20 protein-coding genes are annotated in these 15,363 nt (G+C 61.1%); 10 read left to right on the forward strand and 10 right to left on the reverse strand.

Features of this window, described 5'->3' with window-relative positions:
• The 10 genes from BJQ17_RS20785 to BJQ17_RS20830 form a co-directional block, all read right to left on the reverse strand.
• Positions 1-273, reverse strand: a complete 273-nt coding sequence (locus tag BJQ17_RS20785; RefSeq protein WP_003255140.1) for an HPr family phosphocarrier protein — start codon at positions 271-273, stop codon at positions 1-3.
• 18 nt (positions 274-291) lie between these two features.
• Complete coding sequence (gene rapZ, locus BJQ17_RS20790) at positions 292-1,146, reverse strand: RNase adapter RapZ (RefSeq protein ID WP_070096578.1); 855 nt, start codon at positions 1,144-1,146, stop codon at positions 292-294.
• Between the two features lie 2 nt (positions 1,147-1,148).
• A complete protein-coding gene (gene ptsN, locus BJQ17_RS20795) occupies positions 1,149-1,613 on the reverse strand; it encodes a PTS IIA-like nitrogen regulatory protein PtsN (protein ID WP_003255137.1) in 465 nt (154 codons plus the stop codon).
• A gap of 12 nt (positions 1,614-1,625) precedes the next feature.
• On the reverse strand, positions 1,626-1,934 hold the full coding sequence (gene hpf, locus BJQ17_RS20800) for a ribosome hibernation-promoting factor, HPF/YfiA family (protein WP_003255135.1): 309 nt from the start codon (positions 1,932-1,934) through the stop codon (positions 1,626-1,628).
• A 79-nt stretch (positions 1,935-2,013) separates the two neighbouring features.
• The gene (locus BJQ17_RS20805; protein ID WP_003255133.1) at positions 2,014-3,507 is read right to left on the reverse strand and encodes an RNA polymerase factor sigma-54; all 1,494 of its coding nucleotides are present in this window, start codon (positions 3,505-3,507) and stop codon (positions 2,014-2,016) included.
• A gap of 175 nt (positions 3,508-3,682) precedes the next feature.
• Positions 3,683-4,408: an LPS export ABC transporter ATP-binding protein gene (gene lptB, locus BJQ17_RS20810; protein ID WP_003255132.1), complete on the reverse strand. Its 726-nt coding sequence runs from the start codon at positions 4,406-4,408 to the stop codon at positions 3,683-3,685.
• Positions 4,409-4,933 (reverse strand): lipopolysaccharide transport periplasmic protein LptA, encoded by a 525-nt coding sequence (lptA, locus tag BJQ17_RS20815; RefSeq protein ID WP_003255131.1) that lies wholly within the window; start codon positions 4,931-4,933, stop codon positions 4,409-4,411. It lies immediately after the preceding gene.
• Positions 4,920-5,492, reverse strand: coding sequence for an LPS export ABC transporter periplasmic protein LptC (gene lptC / locus BJQ17_RS20820; RefSeq protein WP_003255130.1), 573 nt, complete (start codon positions 5,490-5,492; stop codon positions 4,920-4,922). The genes lptA and lptC overlap by 14 nt, the downstream gene beginning before the upstream one ends.
• An 8-nt stretch (positions 5,493-5,500) precedes the next feature.
• A complete protein-coding gene (locus BJQ17_RS20825) occupies positions 5,501-6,025 on the reverse strand; it encodes an HAD family hydrolase (protein WP_020192841.1) in 525 nt (174 codons plus the stop codon).
• A 12-nt stretch (positions 6,026-6,037) separates the two neighbouring features.
• Positions 6,038-7,012 carry an SIS domain-containing protein gene (locus tag BJQ17_RS20830; protein WP_003255128.1) on the reverse strand — a complete coding sequence of 325 codons (975 nt, stop codon included), beginning with the start codon at positions 7,010-7,012 and terminating at the stop codon, positions 6,038-6,040.
• Between the two features lie 248 nt (positions 7,013-7,260).
• On the opposite strand from BJQ17_RS20830, the gene BJQ17_RS20835 reads away from it, so the two are divergent.
• The 10 genes from BJQ17_RS20835 (at position 7,261) to hisC (ending at position 15,342) form a co-directional block, all read left to right on the forward strand.
• A complete protein-coding gene (locus BJQ17_RS20835) occupies positions 7,261-8,070 on the forward strand; it encodes an ATP-binding cassette domain-containing protein (protein ID WP_003255127.1) in 810 nt (269 codons plus the stop codon).
• A complete protein-coding gene (gene mlaE, locus BJQ17_RS20840) occupies positions 8,070-8,867 on the forward strand; it encodes a lipid asymmetry maintenance ABC transporter permease subunit MlaE (protein WP_003255125.1) in 798 nt (265 codons plus the stop codon). Before BJQ17_RS20835 ends, mlaE begins: the two co-directional genes overlap by 1 nt.
• Positions 8,867-9,352, forward strand: a complete 486-nt coding sequence (gene mlaD, locus BJQ17_RS20845) for an outer membrane lipid asymmetry maintenance protein MlaD (RefSeq protein WP_003255124.1) — start codon at positions 8,867-8,869, stop codon at positions 9,350-9,352. The genes mlaE and mlaD overlap by 1 nt, the downstream gene beginning before the upstream one ends.
• A 9-nt stretch (positions 9,353-9,361) precedes the next feature.
• Positions 9,362-10,009: a phospholipid-binding protein MlaC gene (locus BJQ17_RS20850; protein WP_003255123.1), complete on the forward strand. Its 648-nt coding sequence runs from the start codon at positions 9,362-9,364 to the stop codon at positions 10,007-10,009.
• Positions 10,006-10,308 (forward strand): lipid asymmetry maintenance protein MlaB, encoded by a 303-nt coding sequence (locus BJQ17_RS20855; RefSeq protein ID WP_003255122.1) that lies wholly within the window; start codon positions 10,006-10,008, stop codon positions 10,306-10,308. Before BJQ17_RS20850 ends, BJQ17_RS20855 begins: the two co-directional genes overlap by 4 nt.
• Positions 10,309-10,425: 117 nt before the next feature.
• Positions 10,426-10,665, forward strand: a complete 240-nt coding sequence (locus BJQ17_RS20860; protein ID WP_003255121.1) for a BolA family protein — start codon at positions 10,426-10,428, stop codon at positions 10,663-10,665.
• 23 nt (positions 10,666-10,688) lie between these two features.
• Positions 10,689-11,954 carry a UDP-N-acetylglucosamine 1-carboxyvinyltransferase gene (murA, locus tag BJQ17_RS20865; RefSeq protein ID WP_003255119.1) on the forward strand — a complete coding sequence of 422 codons (1,266 nt, stop codon included), beginning with the start codon at positions 10,689-10,691 and terminating at the stop codon, positions 11,952-11,954.
• Positions 11,955-12,045: 91 nt separating this feature from the next.
• Entirely contained in the window at positions 12,046-12,681 is a 636-nt protein-coding gene (gene hisG / locus BJQ17_RS20870; RefSeq protein WP_003255118.1) for an ATP phosphoribosyltransferase, read from the forward strand.
• A 286-nt stretch (positions 12,682-12,967) separates the two neighbouring features.
• Positions 12,968-14,293, forward strand: a complete 1,326-nt coding sequence (gene hisD, locus BJQ17_RS20875; protein WP_003255117.1) for a histidinol dehydrogenase — start codon at positions 12,968-12,970, stop codon at positions 14,291-14,293.
• A 2-nt stretch (positions 14,294-14,295) separates the two neighbouring features.
• A complete protein-coding gene (hisC, locus tag BJQ17_RS20880; protein WP_004574500.1) occupies positions 14,296-15,342 on the forward strand; it encodes a histidinol-phosphate transaminase in 1,047 nt (348 codons plus the stop codon).
• Positions 15,343-15,363: the final 21 nt, after the last annotated feature.

The raw sequence follows: 15,363 nt of genomic DNA on the forward strand, positions 1-15,363 counted from the left end.
CTATTCGCCTTCGTCAAAGAAATTGTTGATCAGTTCGACCAGTGCATCCATGGCGTCGTTGTCCTGCTCACCCTCGGTATGCAGGTGCACCTGGGTGCCTTTGCCTGCGGCCAGCATCATCACCGCCATGATGCTCTTGCCATCCACCAGCTTGTCCGGGGCGCGACCCACCCGTACCTGGCAGGGGAAGCGGCCGGCCACACCGACGAACTTGGCTGCCGCCCGGGCATGCAGACCCAGCTTGTTGATGATGGTGATTTCGCGGGCGGGCATCTGGGGTGGATCCTTGGGCTAGAGGTCGCGATGACGGACCTGGACGTTTTTCAGGGTTTGCTGCAGCTGTTGACCAAGGCGCTCGGTGATGTACACCGAACGGTGATGGCCGCCAGTGCAGCCGATGGCAATGGTTACGTAGGCGCGGTTGCTGGCAGCGAAGCGGGGCAACCATTTGAGCAGGTAGCTGGAGATGTCGTTGTACATCTCTTCGACATCCGGTTGTGCGGCCAGGTAGTCGATCACGGGTTGATCGAGACCTGAGTGCTCACGCAGTTCTGGTTTCCAGTAGGGGTTGGGCAGGCAGCGCACGTCAAAAACCAGGTCGGCGTCGACCGGCATGCCCCGTTTGAACCCGAACGACTCGACCAGAAACGCTGTGCCAGGCTCGGGTTGGTTGAGCAGGCGCAGCTTGATCGAGTCACGCAACTGGTACAGGTTCAGGTTGGTGGTGTCGATCTTCAGGTCGGCCAGGTCGGCAATGGGGCCCAACAAATCGCTTTCCACGCGGATCGCTTCCGCGAGCGAGCGGTTGGCGTTGGTCAGGGGGTGCCGCCTGCGGGTTTCCGAGAAACGCTTGAGCAGGACCTCTTCATCGGCATCCAGGTACAACACGTCGCACTGGATGTGCCGTGCGCGGGCTTCTTCAAGCAGCTCGGGAAAACGCATCAGGTGGCTGGGCAGGTTGCGCGCGTCGATCGAAACCGCCACCTTGGGCTGCAGCAATTCGGTGTTGATCAGTGCATCTTCCGCCAACTGCGGCAATAGCCCGGCTGGCAGATTGTCGATGCAATAGAAACCGCTGTCTTCCAGGACATCGAGGGCGGTGCTCTTGCCGGAGCCGGACCGGCCGCTGACGATGATCAGGCGCATGTTCAGTGCTCGTTCTGTACGTCCAGGACAACCTGGAACAGGGCCTCGTTGCTGGTGGCCGCACGCAGTCGATCACGGACCTCCTTGCGATCGAGCATGCTGGCGATCTGACGCAGAAGTTCAAGGTGGGCATCGGTGGCCGCTTCGGGCACCAGCAGCACAAACAGCAGGTCCACCGGCGCGCCATCGATGGCGTCGTAATCGATAGGCGCTTCCAGGTGCAGCAGGGCGCTGACTGGCGCAGAGCATCCTTCAAGCCGGCAGTGCGGGATGGCGATGCCATTGCCAAAACCGGTAGAACCGAGCTTTTCCCGGGCTACCAGTTTTTCGAAGACGTCCTGCATCTCCAGTTCTGGCACTTGGTCGGCGATGACAGTGGCGACCTTTTCCAGGGCGCGCTTCTTGCTGCCGCCCGGCACGTTCACGAGGGAACGGCCGGGGGTCAGGATGGTTTCAAGTCGGATCATGGATGAGGGGGATCAGCGGGCAGCTGCACCTTGCAGCAGGCTTTGCTGTTTTTCCTTGTGTTTTTTCAGTTGGCGGTCGAGCTTGTCGGCCAAGGCGTCGATCGCTGCATACATGTCTTCGTGTTCGGCGTTGGCTACCACTTCGCCGCCGGGAATCTGCAGGGTCGCCTCGACCTTCTGCTGAAGCTTCTCGACTTTCATGATTACCTGCACGTTGGTGATCTTGTCGAAGTGACTCTCCACGCGGGCGAGCTTTTCAAGCACGTAATCGCGCAGTGGCTGGGTGACTTCTACATGCTGTCCACTGATATTGACTTGCATACAGCTTCTCCTTTGTTGCCCGTGCATAAAGAGGCAGGTCTTGCACCTGCCACGAAAACGCTGTGGCACATCTCAGGGGCTACATCAGTCGCTTGCGTTCGCTCGACGGTGCGATGCCGAGGGACTCGCGGTACTTGGCGACGGTGCGACGGGCTACCTGGATGCCTTGTGCCTCCAGTAAACCAGCGATCTTGCTGTCACTCAATGGCTTTTTCTGATTTTCCGCCGCAACCAGTTTCTTGATGATCGCGCGGATCGCCGTGGACGAGCATTCTCCGCCTTCGGAGGTGCTGACATGGCTGGAGAAAAAGTATTTCAGTTCGTAGATGCCACGCGGGGTGTGCATGTATTTCTGCGTGGTAACCCGCGAGATGGTCGATTCGTGCATGCCTACGGCTTCGGCAATGTCATGCAGTACCAACGGCTTCATCGCTTCGTCGCCGTGGTCGAGGAAGCCGCGCTGGTGCTCGACGATCTGCGTGGCAACTTTCATCAGGGTTTCGTTACGGCTTTGCAGGCTCTTGATGAACCAACGCGCTTCCTGCAGCTGGTTGCGCATGAAGGTGTTGTCGGCACTGGTGTCGGCACGGCGCACGAAGCCGGCGTATTGTGGGTTGACGCGCAGGCGTGGGATGGCTTCCTGGTTCAGTTCTACCAGCCAACGGTCGCTGTCCTTGCGCACGATGACGTCGGGCACCACGTACTCGGGCTCGCTGGACTCGATCTGCGAACCAGGGCGCGGGTTAAGGCTTTGCACCAGTTCGATGACCTGGCGCAGCTCGTCTTCCTTGATTTTCATCCGCCGCATCAGCTGGCTGTAGTCACGGCTGCCGAGCAGGTCGATGAAATCGGTGACCAGGCGCTTGGCTTCGGTCATCCACGGGGTTGTAGCGGGCAGTTGGCGCAGTTGCAGCAACAGGCATTCGCCCAGATTGCGGGCGCCGACGCCAGCCGGCTCGAACTGCTGGATGCGGTGCAGTACTGCTTCGACCTCGTCCAGCTCGATATCCAGCTCCGGGTCGAACCCTGCGCAGATTTCTTCGAGTGTGTCTTCCAGGTAGCCCTGGCCGTTGATGCTGTCGATCAGGGTCACGGCAATCAAGCGGTCGGTGTCGGACATCGGCGCCAGGTTCAACTGCCACAGCAGGTGGCTTTGCAGGCTTTCGCCGGCCGATGTGCGCGTGGTGAAGTCCCATTCGTCATCATCGTTGCTCGGCAGGCTGCTGGCGCTGGTCTGGTAGATGTCTTCCCAGGCCGTATCGACCGGGAGCTCGTTGGGGATGCGCTCGCTCCACTCACCGTCTTCCAGGTTGTCGGCGCTGACGGTGCTTTCCTGGAAGCTGTTGTCCTGAACTTCGGCGGCCGGCTTGTTCTCGGCGTTGTCGGCCATCGGGTCGCTGTTGTCGAAGTCCTCGCCGTCTTCCTGACGTTCGAGCATCGGGTTCGACTCCAGCGCTTCCTGGATTTCCTGTTGGAGGTCCAGGGTAGAGAGCTGGAGCAGGCGGATGGCCTGTTGCAACTGAGGTGTCATCGTCAGTTGCTGGCCCATTTTTAGGACGAGCGATGGTTTCATGGCAGGGGCTTAATACCTTGTTCGCCGGCGCGCATGCGCCATCCACTACACGAGGGCGCCGAAGCGCCAGATCAAGCAAGTTTTATGCCTTAAATTGTAGCGTTTGCCTAGAGTACCGTAACAACTTTACCCGCAGTCTCAGGGCTGTTTGCCAGTACTTCAGGCGCGTGCCGGGTCAGAGGCGGAACTCGTGGCCCAGGTAAACTTCTTTGACCAAGTCGTTTGCCAGGATGGTTTCAGCGTCGCCTTCGGCGATCAATCGGCCATCGTTGACGATATAAGCGGTTTCGCAGATATCCAGGGTTTCACGCACGTTGTGGTCGGTAATCAGTACGCCGATACCTTTGGCCTTGAGGTGATGGATGATCTGCTTGATGTCGCCGACCGAAATCGGGTCGACACCGGCGAACGGTTCGTCCAGCAGGATGAACTTGGGTGCGGTCGCCAGGGCGCGCGCAATTTCGACGCGGCGGCGTTCACCACCGGACAGGCTCATGCCGAGGTTGTCCCGGATGTGGCTGATGTGGAACTCCTGCAGCAGGCTTTCCAGCTCTTTGCGGCGGCCGTCCCGGTCGAGGTCCTTGCGGGTCTCGAGGATGGCCATGATGTTGTCGGCGACCGACAGCTTGCGGAAGATCGAGGCTTCCTGCGGCAGGTAGCCGATACCGGCGCGAGCGCGGCCGTGCATGGGCTGGTGGCTGACATCGAGGTTGTCGATCAGTACGCGGCCCTGTTCGGCCTGGACCAGCCCGACAATCATGTAGAAGCAGGTGGTCTTGCCGGCGCCGTTGGGGCCGAGCAGGCCGACGATCTGGCCGCTGTCGATAGACAGGCTGACATCACGTACTACCTGCCGCCCCTTGTAGCTCTTTGCCAGGTGCTGGGCTTTGAGGGTTGCCATTTACTCGGCCTTCTTCTTGGGCTGGATCACCATGTCGATGCGCTGACGGGGTGTTGTCACATTGCCACCACGGCCGGCGGTCGCCACCTGGGTCTGAGTGTTGTAGACGATCTTTTCGCCTTCGGTGGTATTGCCTTCGCTCTCGACCTTGGCGCGGTCGGTGAGAATGACCAAGTCCTTCTGCGACTGGTACTGGATGGTTACGCCCCAGCCTTTCATCTTGTCCGGCTTGGCTGCGCTCTGCTGCTGCTCGAAGTAGGCCAGGTTGCCCACCGAGGTCACTACGTCGATATCGCCAGAGGCGGAGCGGGTAATGGTCACGGTGTTGCCTTTGATCATCATCGAACCCTGAGTGATGATCACGTCGCCGGTGTAAGTGGCCACGCCTTGTTTGTCATCCAGGTGAGCGTTGTCGGCCTGGATGCGGATAGGCTGGTCACGGTCGTTCGGCAGGGCGAGGGCGCTCGCGCTTCCCAGTGCTGCGCTCAGGCTGAGCAAAAGGGGGAGGGTTTTAACGAGCCTCATACTGTCCTCTTACGTTAGAGAGCAAGTCCATCTTGCCTTCTTTCAAATACGCTTTCATGCCTTTGCCCGTAGTGGTGCCTCCGGCGCCGTCGATTCTAACGGCTTGCTCGGTCTGCGCATATTGCTTCTGCGGGAACACGGTCATGCGTGAGCTGGTAATGATGGTTTCACGCTGCCTTTCATCGGTGCGGGCAATCCGTACCTTGTCGATCAGTTCGACCTCGGTACCGTCAGGATTGACCTCGGCGCGCGTGCTCTGCACATGCCACGGGTACTCGGTGCCGCGGTACAGGTGCAGGTCCGGTGTGGTCACCTGGGTGACTTCGCTGGTCTTGAGGTGTTCGATTCTGTCGGCGGTCATTTCGTATTGCAGCTTGCCGTCGGGCAGGAACTGCACGCTGTGGGCGTTGATCGCGTAGTAATCGATGGCGCTTTCGTCGACTTGGGCCACGGGCTTGTCGAGGAAGCTTTCCGGGCTGACATTCCAGTAGCCAATGGCTACCAACAGGGCGGCTATCGCCCCCAGCAGCACAATGTTTCGGGCTTTCTTGCTGAGCATGGGCAGCCTTACAGGTAGTTGGCGTTGGCAGCGTCCAGGGTGCCCTGGGCCTGCATGATCAATTCGCAGAATTCACGGGCCGCGCCTTCGCCGCCGCGTGCCTGGGTCACGCCGTGGGCGTGCTGGCGTACGAACGGTGCGGCGTTGGCTACGGCCATGCCCAGGGCCACCCGGCGAATCACCGGCAGGTCGGGCAGGTCGTCGCCCAGGTAAGCCACTTGATCATAGCTTAGGCCCAGTTCGGCGAGCAGGCCGTCAAGCACCACCAATTTGTCCTCCCGACCTTGGTAGAGGTGCGGGATACCGAGGTTCCTGGCCCGGCGTTCGACCACGGGGGTCTTGCGCCCGCTGATGATCGCGGTGGTCACGCCCGAGGCCATGAGCATCTTGATGCCCTGGCCGTCGAGGGTATTGAACGTCTTGAATTCGCTGCCATCCTCGAGGAAGTACAGGCGCCCGTCGGTGAGCACGCCGTCCACGTCGAAGACTGCCAGCTTGATGCCTTTGCCGCGTTGCATGAGGTCCTGGTTCATTCCATCGCTCCTTTACATTACGCCGGCGCGCAGCAGGTCATGCATGTTCAGGGCGCCGGTCGGGCGGTCTTCACGGTCCACCACCACCAGGGCGTTGATCTTGTGGTCTTCCATTATCTTCAGGGCTTCGGCGGCGAGCATGTCGGCACGCGCAGTCTTGCCATGAACGGTCATGACCTGGTCGATCAGGGTGGTGTGCACATCGATATTGCGGTCCAGGCTGCGGCGCAGGTCACCGTCGGTGAAGATCCCGGCCAGTTTGCCATCGGCTTCGACGATCACGGTCATGCCCAAACCTTTGTGGGACATTTCCAGCAGCGCGTCCTTGAGCAGGGTGCCGCGTGATACTTGAGGTAGATCGTCGCCGGCGTGCATCACGTTCTCGACCTTCAGCAGCAGGCGGCGGCCCAGCGCGCCTCCCGGGTGCGAGAAGGCGAAGTCCTCGGCGGTGAAGCCGCGGGCTTCGAGCAAGGCGATGGCCAAGGCGTCGCCCAGTACCAGCGCTGCCGTGGTGGAGGAGGTGGGGGCCAGGTTCAGCGGGCAGGCCTCTTGTGCGACACGTGCGTCAAGGTTGACCTCGGCGGCCTGGGCCAGCGGCGAGTCCGGGTTGCCGGTCAGGCTGATCAGCTTGATGCCAAGGCGTTTGATGAACGGCAGCAGGGTGACGATTTCGGCGGTGCTGCCGGAGTTCGACAGCGCAAGGATGACATCATCCCGGGTGATCATGCCCATGTCGCCATGGCTGGCTTCGGCCGGATGCACGAAAAACGCCGGTGTGCCGGTGCTGGCCAGGGTCGCGGCGATCTTGTTGCCGATGTGCCCGGACTTGCCCATGCCGACCACGACGACCCGGCCCTTGCTGGTCAGAATCAGTTCGCAGGCTTTGACGAAATTGTCGTCGATGCGCGCCAAAAGGGCCTCTACGGCCTCGAGTTCCAGGCGCAGAGTGCGTTGGGCGGATTGGATCAGCTCGCTGGATTGGCTCATGTCGAAAAAGCAATGCCTGATGAAAGGGCGACGATTATACGCGCAATGATGAAAACCCTCACCTCCTCGATTGTTGCAGTGAATACCACCAAAGCCTGTCCCTGGGCTGAACGACTGCTTGCCCGGCCTTGGGGCGGGGCTGTCAGCGGTGCTATAGTTCGCCGCTATTCGGCCTGTCAGGGGTGCGTGTGCCTTCCAGATGGAGGCCGGCGTCCATTAGGACGAGGCTGCATTAGCAAGGAGTCTAGATGAGTGTGGATAGCGCCTACGCGGTCGAGTTGAAGGGTGTAACCTTCAAACGTGGTTCGCGCAGCATTTTCAGCAACGTGGACATCAGCATCCCGCGCGGCAAGGTCACCGGCATCATGGGGCCATCGGGTTGCGGCAAGACGACGTTGCTCCGCCTGATGGGCGCACAGTTGCGTCCCGCGAGCGGTGAGGTATGGGTTGCCGGGCAGAACCTGCCGACGCTGTCGCGCAGCGACCTGTTCGACGCCCGCAAGCAGATGGGCGTGCTGTTCCAGAGCGGCGCGTTGTTCACCGACCTCGATGTGTTCGAGAACGTCGCGTTCCCGCTGCGCGTGCATACTCAGCTGTCGGACGAAATGATCCGTGACATCGTGTTGATGAAGCTGCAGGCCGTGGGCCTGCGCGGTGCCATCGACCTGATGCCCGACGAGCTGTCCGGTGGCATGAAGCGCCGTGTGGCACTGGCCCGGGCGATTGCCCTGGACCCGCAGATCCTCATGTACGACGAACCGTTCGTCGGCCAGGACCCGATCGCCATGGGGGTGCTGGTGCGCCTGATTCGCCTGCTCAACGATGCCCTGGGCATCACCAGCATCGTGGTTTCCCATGACCTGGCAGAAACCGCCAGCATCGCCGACTACATTTACGTGGTAGGTGACGGCCAAGTGCTGGGCCAGGGGACGCCTGATGAGCTGATGGGTTCGGACAATCCACGGATCCGCCAATTCATGAAAGGCGACCCGGATGGCCCGGTTCCCTTCCACTTTCCCGCGCCTGACTACCGCGCCGACCTGCTGGGGGCGCGTTGATGCGCAGAAAATCCTTACTCGAACGTGTCCGCCTGCTGGGCCGCTCGGCAATCGACGTGCTGGCCGTGCTCGGGCGTTCGTGCCTGTTCCTGTTCCATGCGCTGGTCGGTCGCGGTGGTATTGGCGGCGGCTTCCAGCTGCTGACCAAGCAGTTGTACTCGGTGGGTGTGCTGTCGCTGGCGATCGTCGTCGTGTCCGGTGTGTTCATCGGCATGGTGCTGGCGCTGCAGGGCTACAGCATCCTGACCAAGTACGGCTCGGAGCAGGCGGTAGGGCAGATGGTCGCCCTGACCCTGCTGCGTGAACTTGGCCCGGTGGTAACGGCGTTGCTGTTTGCCGGGCGTGCCGGTTCCGCGTTGACCGCCGAAATCGGCAACATGAAGTCCACCGAGCAGTTGTCGAGCCTGGAAATGATCGGTGTCGACCCGCTCAAGTACATCGTTGCGCCACGCCTGTGGGCCGGTTTCATCTCGCTGCCGCTGTTGGCGCTGATCTTCAGCGTGGTCGGTATCTGGGGTGGCTCGTGGGTGGCGGTGGACTGGCTGGGTGTCTACGAGGGCTCGTTCTGGGCCAACATGCAGAACAGTGTTTCTTTCACTGACGACGTGCTCAACGGGCTGGTCAAGAGCCTGGTGTTTGCTTTCGTCTCGACCTGGATCGCCGTATTCCAGGGGTACGACTGTGAGCCCACCTCAGAAGGGATCAGTCGTGCAACCACCAAGACCGTGGTCTATGCCTCGTTGGCAGTGCTGGGTCTGGACTTTATTCTGACCGCCTTGATGTTTGGAGATTTCTGATGCAAAACCGCACCCTGGAAATCGGTGTCGGCCTGTTCCTCCTGGCCGGGATCCTGGCGCTGCTGCTGCTGGCCCTGCGTGTCAGCGGGCTGTCGGCCAGCCCGACCACTGATACCTATAAAGTTTATGCGTACTTCGACAATATCGCCGGTTTGACGGTCAGAGCTAAAGTGACCATGGCCGGTGTGACCATCGGCAAGGTCACCGCCATCGATCTGGACCGTGATTCCTACACCGGTCGGGTGACGTTGCAGCTGGACAAGTCGGTCGATAACCTGCCGACCGACTCCACTGCCTCGATCCTGACCGCCGGTTTGCTTGGTGAGAAGTACATCGGCATCAGCGTGGGCGGTGAAGACGATGTCCTCAAGGATGGTTCAACCATCCATGACACTCAGTCGGCACTGGTGCTGGAAGATCTGATTGGCAAGTTCCTGCTCAACTCTGTTGGCAAGGAACCGAAAGAAGCGCAACCGGCTAATTAAGGAGTACCCATGATTTCGATCCTGCGACGTGGCTTGCTGGTGCTGCTGGCGGCCTTCCCCCTGCTGGCCCTGGCTGTGCAGACACCGCACGAAGTGGTTCAAAGCACCACCAATGAACTGCTCGGCGACCTCAAGGCCAACAAGGAGCAGTACAAGTCCAACCCCAACGCCTTCTATGACTCGCTCAACCGCATTCTCGGCCCGGTGGTGGATGCCGACGGTATCTCGCGTAGCATCATGACCGTGAAGTACTCGCGCAAGGCGACCCCGGAGCAGATGCAGCGCTTCCAGGAAAACTTCAAGCGCAGCCTGATGCAGTTCTATGGCAATGCCTTGCTCGAGTACAACAACCAGGGCATCACTGTCGACCCGGCTAAAGCCGATGACGGCAAACGCGCCAGTGTCGGCATGAAGGTTACCGGCAACAACGGTGCCGTGTACCCCGTGCAGTACACCCTGGAGAACATTGGCGGCGAGTGGAAGGTGCGTAACGTGATCGTCAACGGCATCAACATCGGCAAGCTGTTCCGTGACCAGTTCGCCGATGCCATGCAGCGCAACGGCAATGACCTGGACAAGACCATCGACGGCTGGGCTGGCGAAGTGGCCAAGGCCAAGCAGGCTGCCGACAACTCGCCAGAGAAGACCGTCAAATGAGCGAGGCCGCTGTAAGCATGGCAGAGCCGGGCGTGCTGCGTCTGGCTGGCGTGCTGGATTACCGCAGCGGCCCGGCCTTGCGCAAGCAAGGCAAGGTGCTGATCGATGGCTCGCGCGAGCCGCGACTGGTGCTTGATTGCTCGGCTGTCGAGAAGTCGTCGAGTGTCGGCTTGTCGTTATTGCTTGCGTACATGCGTGATGCTCAGGCCACTGGCAAGGCGTGCGAAGTGCGTGGCATGCCTGACGACATGCGGGAAATTGCCGAGGTCTATGATCTCGATGAAGTGCTGGCAAGCTAGTGGCCCGGCACGGATGATGGCCCCTCGGTCAGCGAAGCCTTCGTTGGGCTTCGCAGGCGAGGGGCTTTTTTGTATGATGGCCGACCCGTGCGCATCGGGCGCCGATTGAGGTTGAGCATGCAGGCCGTAGAAGTTAAAAGCTTCCTTGAAGAGAAATTGCCGGGTTCCCGGGTCGAAGTTGAAGGCGAAGGCTGCAACTTCCAGTTGAACGTGATCAGCGACGAGTTGGCTGGCCTGAGTCCGGTCAAACGCCAGCAGGCGATCTATGCTCACCTGAATCCGTGGATCGCCAATGGCAGCATCCATGCGGTAACCATGAAATTTTTCAGCAGCGCAGCCTGGGCTGAGCGCACCTGAGCCAACTTGGCGGCGAGACTCCAATGGACAAACTGATTATTACTGGCGGCGCTCGCCTTGACGGCGAGATCCGCATTTCGGGCGCGAAAAACGCAGCCCTGCCGATTCTGGCAGCGACCCTGCTGGCCGATGGCCCGGTCACCGTGGGCAACCTGCCGCACCTGCACGACATCACCACCATGATCGAGCTGTTCGGGCGCATGGGCATCGAGCCTGTGATCGACGAAAAGCTGTCGGTGGAGATCGATCCACGCACCATCAAGACCCTGGTCGCGCCGTACGAGCTGGTCAAGACCATGCGCGCCTCGATCCTGGTGCTGGGCCCGATGGTTGCCCGTTTCGGCGAAGCCGAAGTGGCCCTGCCTGGCGGTTGCGCCATTGGCTCGCGCCCGGTCGATCTGCACATCCGTGGCCTTGAGGCCATGGGGGCGAAGATCGAAGTGGAAGGCGGCTACATCAAGGCCAAGGCGCCTGAAGGTGGCCTGCGTGGCGCGCACTTCTTCTTCGACACCGTCAGCGTGACCGGTACCGAGAACATCATGATGGCCGCTGCCTTGGCCAAGGGCCGCAGCGTGTTGCAGAACGCCGCGCGTGAGCCTGAAGTGGTCGATCTGGCCAACTTCATCAACGCCATGGGCGGGAACATTCAGGGCGCAGGTACCGACACCATCACCATCGATGGTGTCGAACGACTGGATTCGGCCAACTACCGCGTCATGCCGGACCGCATCGAGACCGGTACCTACCTGGTTGCCGCTGCCGTGACCGGTGGCCGCGTCAAGGTCAAGGACACCGACCCTACCATCCTTGAAGCCGTGCTTGAAAAACTCAAGGAAGCGGGTGCCGACATCAACACCGGCGAGGACTGGATCGAGCTGGACATGCATGGCAAGCGGCCGAAAGCCGTGAACCTGCGTACTGCCCCGTATCCGGCGTTCCCGACCGACATGCAGGCGCAGTTCATCTCGCTGAATGCCATTGCCGAAGGCACTGGCGCGGTAATCGAGACCATCTTCGAAAACCGCTTCATGCATGTTTACGAAATGCACCGCATGGGCGCGCAGATCCAGGTCGAAGGCAACACCGCCATCGTCACTGGCGTCAAGGCGCTGAAGGGTGCCCCGGTCATGGCCACCGACCTGCGTGCTTCCGCCAGCCTGGTGCTGTCGGCGCTGGTTGCCGAAGGCGATACCCTGATCGATCGCATCTACCACATCGACCGTGGTTACGAGTGCATCGAGGAAAAACTGCAGATGCTCGGCGCGAAAATCCGCCGCGTACCGGGCTAGTACCCCGCGGGTGCAAGGACGCACCTTTTGAATTGAATGCGGCCAGGTCGATGACCTGGCCGGCAGCAGCCGCTTAAGGACCGACGTTCCAATGTTGACCATCGCGCTTTCCAAAGGCCGTATTCTCGACGATACCTTGCCGTTGCTCGCCGAGGCCGGCATCGTGCCGACCGAAAACCCGGACAAGAGCCGCAAACTGATCATCCCCACCACGCAGGACGATGTGCGCCTGCTGATCGTGCGTGCCACCGACGTGCCGACCTATGTCGAGCATGGTGCTGCCGACCTGGGTGTGGCCGGCAAGGACGTGCTGATGGAGTACGGCGGCCAGGGCCTGTATGAGCCTCTGGACCTGCAGATTGCTCAATGCAAGCTGATGACCGCGGGCGTAGTCGGCGCAGCCGAGCCCAAGGGCCGCCTGCGTGTGGCCACCAAGTTCGTCAACGTAGCCAAGCGTTACTATGCCGAACAAGGTCGCCAGGTCGACATCATCAAGCTGTATGGCTCGATGGAGCTGGCGCCGCTGATCAACCTTGCCGACAAGATCATCGACGTGGTCGACACCGGCAACACCCTGCGTGCCAACGGCCTGGAACCCCAGGAACTGATCGCCACGATCAGCTCGCGCCTGGTGGTCAACAAAGCCTCCATGAAAATGCAGCACGCCCGTATCCAGAGCCTGATCGACACGCTGCGTCAAGCGGTCGAATCGCGACACCGCGGTTGACTCCTGCGCGCGACCTTCGCTGTCGCGCCCGTCTATCCGCGTCATAGCCATTTTTCTCGGGTGCCCGCGCGGATGGACTGGTAGCTTGGGATTGTGCGAAAAGTCGCCGAGCGGCGATCATGCAAGAACGAAAACAGGCGAGGAACGGCCGGGGTCGCGCCCGACTTTGCTGGTTGCAAATGAGCATTCCAAGCCTGTTTTTAACGTAGCATGATCGTCGCGCAGGCACTTTTCGCACAATCCCCTAGGGCGCCTGAGCATTCGCTAATATTACGAGGCCCTCGCCATGACCGTGTCCACTGCAATTGCCCGTCTCAACGCCGCTGATCCGGATTTCGCCCGACATCTGGATCATCTGCTGAGCTGGGAAAGTGTGTCCGATGACGCGGTCAATCAGCGCGTGCTCGACATCATCAAGGCCGTGCGTGAACGCGGTGATGCGGCGCTGGTGGAATTCACCCAGCGCTTCGATGGTGTTGACGCCAAGTCGATTGACGACCTGATCCTCAATCGCGCGCGCCTGGAACTGGCGCTGACCCGTATTACCCCGGTCCAGCGCGAGGCCCTGGAAAAGGCCGCCAACCGTGTGCGCATTTATCACGAGCGGCAGAAGCAGGATTCCTGGCAGTACACCGAGGCCGACGGCACCGTGCTCGGCCAGAAGGTCACCCCGCTGGACCGTGCTGGCCTGTATGTGCCGGGCGGCAAGGCGTCGTACCCGTCGTCGGTGCTGATGAACGCCATCCCGGCCAAGGTCGCGGGCGTGGCTGAAGTGGTGATGGTGGTACCGACCCCGCGTGGTGAGGTCAACGAGCTGGTGCTGGCGGCTGCCTGCATCGCCGGTGTCGACCGGGTGTTCACCGTCGGTGGTGCCCAGGCCGTGGCTGCGCTGGCCTACGGTACTGAAAGCGTGCCGCAGGTGGACAAGATCGTCGGCCCGGGCAACATCTACGTTGCCACCGCCAAACGCCACGTGTTCGGCCAGGTAGGCATTGACATGATCGCCGGCCCCTCGGAAATTCTCGTGGTGTGCGACGGTCAGACCGACCCGGACTGGATTGCCATGGACCTGTTCTCCCAGGCCGAGCACGACGAAGACGCCCAGGCCATCCTGGTCAGCCCGGATGCCGCCTTCCTTGATCGTGTGGCTGCCAGCATCGACAAGCTGATGCCGACCATGGAACGTGCCGATATAATCGAGAAGTCGATCAATGGCCGTGGTGCGCTGATCCAGGTGCGTGACATGCAGCAGGCCATGGACGTGGCCAACCGCATTGCACCGGAGCACCTGGAGCTGTCCGTGGCCGACCCGCAAGCCTGGCTGCCACACATTCGCCACGCTGGCGCGATCTTCATGGGCCGCCACACCAGCGAAGCGCTGGGCGATTACTGCGCTGGCCCTAACCACGTGCTGCCCACTTCAGGTACCGCGCGTTTTTCGTCGCCGCTGGGGGTGTATGACTTCCAGAAGCGTTCGTCGATCATCTTCTGCTCCGAACAGGGCGCTTCCGAACTGGGCCACACTGCCTCGGTTCTGGCCCGTGGCGAGTCGCTGACCGCCCACGCCCGCAGCGCTGAATACCGTATCCTGACCCAAGAGAAGGGGAACTGAGCATGAGTCGATTCTGGAGCCCCTTCGTCAAGGACCTGGTGCCTTACGTGCCGGGCGAGCAACCCAAGCTGGCCCGCCTGGTCAAGCTGAACACCAACGAAAACCCCTATGGCCCGTCGCCCAAGGCGCTGGAGGCCATGCGCGGCGAGCTGAACGATAACCTGCGCCTGTACCCGGACCCGAACGGTGACCGTCTCAAGCAAGCGGTGGCCGAGTACTACGGCGTGACCCCGGCGCAAGTGTTTGTCGGCAACGGCTCGGACGAGGTGCTGGCGCACATCTTCCACGGCCTGTTCCAGCACGATGCGCCCCTGCTGTTCCCGGACATCAGCTACAGCTTCTACCCGGTGTACTGCGGCCTGTACGGCATTGCCTTCGAACAGGTGGCGCTGGATGAGCAGTTCCAGATCCGTATTGAGGACTACAAAAAGCCCAACGCTGGCATCATCTTCCCCAACCCCAACGCGCCGACCGGTTGCCTGATGCCGTTGCAGGTGGTGGAGCAGCTGCTGCAGGCTAACCGTGATTCGGTGGTGGTAGTGGATGAGGCCTACATCGATTTCGGTGGTGAAACGGCGATCAGCCTGGTGGACCGCTACGATAACCTGCTGGTTACCCAGACGCTGTCGAAGTCGCGCTCGCTGGCGGGGCTGCGAGTGGGCCTGGCGGTGGGGCACCCGGACCTGATCGAGGCCTTGGAGCGGATCAAGAACAGCTTCAACTCCTATCCGCTTGACCGTGCAGCTATCGTCGGTGCGGCGGTGGCGTTCGAAGACCGTGAGTACTTCGAGGACACCTGCCGCAAGGTGATAGACAGCCGCGAGGTGTTGGTCGGTCAGCTGCAGGCCAAGGGCTTTGAGGTGCTGCCGTCGGCTGCCAACTTCATCTTCGCCCGCCACCCGCAGCAGGATGCCGGCGAGCTGGCGGCACGCTTGCGCGAGCAGGGCGTGATCGTGCGTCACTTCAAGCAGCCGCGTATTGCCCAGTTCCTGCGGATCACCATCGGTACGCCGGAAATGAACCAGGCACTGCTGGATGCGTTGAGCTGACGTGTAGGAGCGGGTTTACCC

This window comes from Pseudomonas sp. NBRC 111139, from assembly GCF_001753955.1.
In the GTDB taxonomy this organism is placed as follows: domain Bacteria; phylum Pseudomonadota; class Gammaproteobacteria; order Pseudomonadales; family Pseudomonadaceae; genus Aquipseudomonas; species Aquipseudomonas alloputida.